Consider the following 4757-nt stretch of genomic DNA (forward strand, 5'->3'; position numbering starts at 1 on the left):
TCGCTATAACCTCGATGGGGTTCATACTGATTAATGAATTGACGACCACATTGGACACAAATGTGATTTTGTTTTCCGGCGTTGCTGATTTACGGTATGAAAGGCTAAATATGCCAGTAATAGAAACCAGTATCGACAAAGCTTGGGGATTTTCAACTTATTTTTTTCATACCATGATTAAGCAACGCCACAAAAAAAAATAAAACATAATGTACGCCAGTCGCGATCGGGCTTTGGCACATCATTCTACTAAATAGAATAAGTTTTGCCCGCTCGCCCCCAATGAACTCCAAATGAACTCAAGCCGTTGCCTTCCCCTGGATATCAGACTTCAGCCCTCTAAGAATGTTCCCGCACGCACCAGGTCTTATAGACAGGCGATCGCCCCCTTGCCCTAAGCCATCGAGCTTAACAATAGATATTACCCCAAAAATCAACACACGAAGACGATCGCACTCAAGCGAGCGACATTCCCCGCGCGATCGGGTAAACTAAAAAGGTCGAACCCGCTCTCTACCTGTGCTCGTGAGTGCCAATGAAATCAAGCGCTCGACATTCCCCGCGCGATCGCCCCCAATGAACTCCACATGAAATCAAGCCCTTGCTTTCCCAAGGATATCAGACTTCAGCCCTCAGAGGATGTTCCCGCACGCACCAGGTATTATAGATGTATAGATGGACGATCGCCCCCAAGCCCTAAACAATTGAGCTTAACAATAGATATTACCCCAAAATCTTCTACACACGAAGACGATCGCACTCAATCGATCGACCAACAAGCGCGATCGGGTAAACTAGAAAGGTCGATCGCATCCCCGTGCCATTGACTCACGGCATAACTAATGTTGACCTCACTCTCACTGAGGATGGCCCATTACTAAACTAACGAGAAAAAAAATAGTTACGGATAGACGCTATGACAATCGAGCAAGACGATAATTTAATCTTGGCGATAGACGACCATTCGTGGTCTGATGACTGCGGACTCAGAATCCAAGGATGGATTGTGAGCAAGCAAGAAGGAATCCTAGATGAAGTATCAGTGTGCGTGGGAAATACTTGCGTACCAATTACTACATGGTATCCCCGCCCTGATGTGACCGCAGCGTTTCCCCAATACTACAGTGATAACTGTGGTTTTGTTGTGAACCTGGATTATACCGACAAAGGTCGAGTCATCTTTGAGGCTAAAAATCAAGGAAAAATATTGACTAAAAGCGTAGCCATAGGTGAAATAATAGAGGCTCCTCATAGAACTATTGTTACCGAAGAAAATGAGGTATCCAAGCAATATTTTAAGCTCGATCTAGGCTGTGGATCCAACAAACAACCAGGAACTTTGGGGTTAGATATCATCAACCAACCAGGAGTTGACTATGTAATAGATTTGCAGAATGAGAAGTTGCCATTTCCCAACCGGAGCGTAGATTATGTCTACTCTGCTCATTTCTTGGAACATCTGACTCCACCTGCACCCATACCTATATTCCAAGAAATTAACCGTGTTTGTACTGAGGGAGCGCATTTAGAGTTTTGGACACCCTTCATGTGGCACAACTCAGGATTTATTTTCGGGCATACCCAATACTATAATGAAGATCACTATATGCACCTGTGCGTATGGTTCTCCGAGTTTTGGGAAAAAGGTCTTGGGGCTAGATGGCTTCTCAAGGAATTCGTATACGTTGTAGATCCAGAAGTTTTAACAGAACTGTACAAGAACAAAATTAAACTTGAATTGGCTATCAAGTATTATAAAGGTGTTGTGAAAGAATTTGGAGTTATAATCGAAGTTCGTCACGACTATCAAGGAGAGACTATATATCCTAAACGTACCTTTACTACAGAGCGGCACAGAGAACGACACCTGCTCCACTCTTCTTCCAAAACGATTGATGAAAACGAGTTGCAGCAAGCAATCAATTGGTTTTCTGGAGCTGAATAGAAAAGCTTTTGCAGATGAAAAAATGTCGCTCATCTAAGATAACAATTTGAATAATTGGAGGTATGTAAGTGGCTATAGAACAAGATGAGAACTTAATCTGGTGCATTGACGAATCTTGGTCTGACGACTGGGCAATAGGAATTCGGGGTTGGATACTTGGCAAACAAGGAATTTTAGAACAAGTTGAAATTTGCGCCAATGATACCTGCGTTCCAATTACTTGTTGGTATCCCCGGCCTGATGTAGCAGATGTGTTTCCCCAATACTACAGCGATCGATGCGGATTTGTGATCCATTTGAATCGCACTGCCGAACACAGCATCACCTTTAACGCTCACGCTCAAGGGAAAACAGCCAGCAAAAACATAACTTTTATTGGCTCGAAACCCCAGGAACCCGATCAAAACATTTTTCCTGATGGCGCTAACATTTATGGTGAGTTTGTAAACACAGTTAATCAGAATAACCTCAGAGTTTTAGAAATTGGTTCGCGAGTTGTATCTCCGGGAAATAAAGGTCAGAGACCTTTTTTTTCTGGGGCATCTTCCTATACCGGTTTTGACTATTATTCCGACGAAAACACAGATGTAGTAGGAGATGCTCACAAGCTCTCTCAATATTTTAGCAATCGGCGGTTTGATGCGGTTTTTTCTATATCAGTGTTTGAACACTTAGCAATGCCTTGGGTAGCAGCAATGGAAATCAATAAGGTACTAGAAATAGGAGGAATAACATTTCACCACACTCATTTTGCATGGCTTCCGCACGAAAGACCTTGGGATTTCTGGCGCTTTTCTGACGATGGTCTCAAGGTTTTATTTTCGCCAGCGTTGGGATTTGAAGTTATGAAAGTAGCTTTCATAGAACCAATGCGATTGCACTTTGATACTTTAAGGCAAGGTAACGAACAGTTCCCCCTTCAGCCTGTATTTGGCGGCGTTGCCATCCTTGCCAAAAAGGTAGCCGAAGTTAATTGCGATAAATTTAAGTGGGATCTAACGCTAGAAGATTTGCTGACATCAGAAAGCCATTATCCAAAACCCAACACTTAATTTATAGCAACCGCTTTCGTCGGCACCGGACGCAAAGCGTAAGACATTCAATGGTCGCCAGAACGTAAAAAATCAGGCGTTGCTGAATCAAGGTATGAATACTGCCGGAACGGGAACATCCTGAAATTTTAGGTAATGTATTAATAATTTAATAGAGTGCCTGAGCATTTCCGCGCACTTAGAATAACAAAGAGTCTTGCGATGTAGCCTTGCCAGATAATGTCTCAACCTCGTATTTTCCCCTTCTACTCGTGTCATATAAGTCTTGCTGATGATGTGCTCTTCATCAGGAATAAACATCGGATAGACTGGCCATCCATCCGTGACATAAAAATAGCATTTCCAGGCACTTATACCATTTTTTTAAAGATGTGATATAGATAAAGAATGTAAAATCCAAGACCATCCGGTGAGAAAACCAATGACGCGATCTGTGAAAGATGCCAAAATTTCCTTGACTTTTGTGCGGAGTTCGTCAAGATTACTAAACACCGACCAAGCTAAAAAATCTTTCAGATATTCCCACACTCTTTCTGTCGGATTTACTTCGGGACAAGCCGGAGGCTGAAATAGTAAAATAACATTGTCGGGTAATTCAGATGAGCTTAAATTATGAGCGGGTGCGTTATCTACTTGAATGATGTGTAATTCATGAGGATATTGTATTGACAAAAGTTGTAAATATGCTTCAAAACAAACTTTGTCTTTTGTCTAGGGTGCATCTCACTTTTGCGAATGTGTCAAAAAAGAGTTAAAATGAAAAAGCTAGTAAAATCGTCAAATAAAGATGAGGTAAATAAAATGACACCCTCAGACCAACAACAGCTAAAAGCCCACTTAAAAGCGGTAGCAAAAATTCTTTTGAGAAATACAGATTCAACCGAGTTAAAAAGTTTTGAAAGTATAGAAAAATCAGTGCGAAGCGAAAATGTTATCAGAAGTTGGTCCAGAAATAGGTAACTTTTTTTTTCAGCAGTATCAGGAATTCAAACAGGAAAACCCCGAAAAATAAAATCAATAATCGGCTCGCTCGACCTTACGGATAATCAGGCAAAATATTTTGGCTTAAAAGCTTACAGTCAATTTAGTCCACTGATGGAAAGTTGCTGCCTTTTAATCAGTGCTAACGAATCTTAAGTAGCTAGACAAAATTAATTACATAGTTTTCTCCAAATTGTTTCAGGATTTTTTCCACAGATGTAACAAAAGTTTCCCAACTCTTGTAAGCAGATATCTCAATCCATTCATACTTAATAAACCGCCATAAAATTTCAATTAAATTTAATTCAGGAGAGTAAGAAGGCAACTCAAAAAGAGTAATATTACGTTGTTTCCACTCTTCAAGTTTGTCAACAATAGCATCACTGGTATGAATAGAAGCTTGATCTGTGACAATCACCGTTGGCTTATGTACGGCGGGGAAAAAAGCATCAATACAGGCGATAACTACATCAGAATTAATACTTTGAGATGAAATATAAGTTTCAAGATGGTTCTTTCGATTCATGATTCCTAGTACATTCATTCGCTGACTACGGCGACTAGGAATTGTTAAATATTCTCCGATATCCTGCCAGCCATAGGGGACACAAGGAATCAAACAAAATCCCGTTTCATCCAAGTAATATAAATCAATTTGACCCTCATCATCTAATCGTTTTAATTCTTCTAATTGTGCCTTCTTAAGTAGTCAAACAAAATTAATTACACAAACAACTAATATGATATAATAAAAAATATCAAGTTGTGTTCAAAGAGGT

At 40.4% G+C, this 4757-nt stretch carries 4 protein-coding genes and 4 pseudogenes; 5 read left to right on the plus strand and 3 right to left on the minus strand.

Annotated features, from left to right (window positions below; all coding sequences use genetic code 11):
* The 4 genes from QUB33_RS28590 to QUB33_RS28605 all read left to right on the plus strand — a co-directional run.
* A partial coding sequence (locus tag QUB33_RS28590) for a hypothetical protein (protein WP_333357753.1) occupies positions 1-203 on the plus strand: 203 nt, incomplete at its 5' end.
* A 384-nt stretch (positions 204-587) separates the two neighbouring features.
* Positions 588-827, plus strand: a complete 240-nt coding sequence (locus QUB33_RS28595; protein ID WP_333357757.1) for a hypothetical protein — start codon at positions 588-590, stop codon at positions 825-827.
* A gap of 89 nt (positions 828-916) precedes the next feature.
* Positions 917-1945: a class I SAM-dependent methyltransferase gene (locus QUB33_RS28600; RefSeq protein WP_333357761.1), complete on the plus strand. Its 1029-nt coding sequence runs from the start codon at positions 917-919 to the stop codon at positions 1943-1945.
* Positions 1946-2013: 68 nt separating this feature from the next.
* Positions 2014-2997, plus strand: a complete 984-nt coding sequence (locus QUB33_RS28605) for a methyltransferase domain-containing protein (RefSeq protein ID WP_333357769.1) — start codon at positions 2014-2016, stop codon at positions 2995-2997.
* A gap of 87 nt (positions 2998-3084) precedes the next feature.
* On the opposite strand, the pseudogene QUB33_RS28610 reads toward QUB33_RS28605, so the two are convergent.
* Positions 3085-3351, minus strand: a pseudogene (locus QUB33_RS28610) (IS1 family transposase); the annotation flags it as partial.
* A 9-nt stretch (positions 3352-3360) separates the two neighbouring features.
* Positions 3361-3684: pseudogene (locus QUB33_RS28615) on the minus strand (transposase); the annotation flags it as partial.
* A gap of 114 nt (positions 3685-3798) precedes the next feature.
* Here QUB33_RS28615 and QUB33_RS28620 point away from each other — a divergent pair.
* Positions 3799-4131 (plus strand): annotated as a pseudogene (locus tag QUB33_RS28620) (ISKra4 family transposase); the annotation flags it as partial.
* A gap of 7 nt (positions 4132-4138) precedes the next feature.
* Here the strand turns inward: QUB33_RS28620 and QUB33_RS28625 are convergent.
* Positions 4139-4660: pseudogene (locus QUB33_RS28625) on the minus strand (IS630 family transposase); the annotation flags it as partial.
* Positions 4661-4757: the final 97 nt, after the last annotated feature.

Origin of the sequence: Microcoleus sp. B3-A4 (assembly GCF_036705385.1) — a bacterium.
Lineage (GTDB): Bacteria > Cyanobacteriota > Cyanobacteriia > Cyanobacteriales > Microcoleaceae > Microcoleus.

Excerpts from the sequence above, each read along its gene's own strand:
- QUB33_RS28600 (WP_333357761.1), top strand. The coding sequence starts at position 917 with ATGACAATCGAGCAAGACGATAATTTAATCTTGGCGATAGACGACCAT.
- QUB33_RS28595 (WP_333357757.1), top strand. The coding sequence starts at position 588 with ATGAAATCAAGCCCTTGCTTTCCCAAGGATATCAGACTTCAGCCCTCA.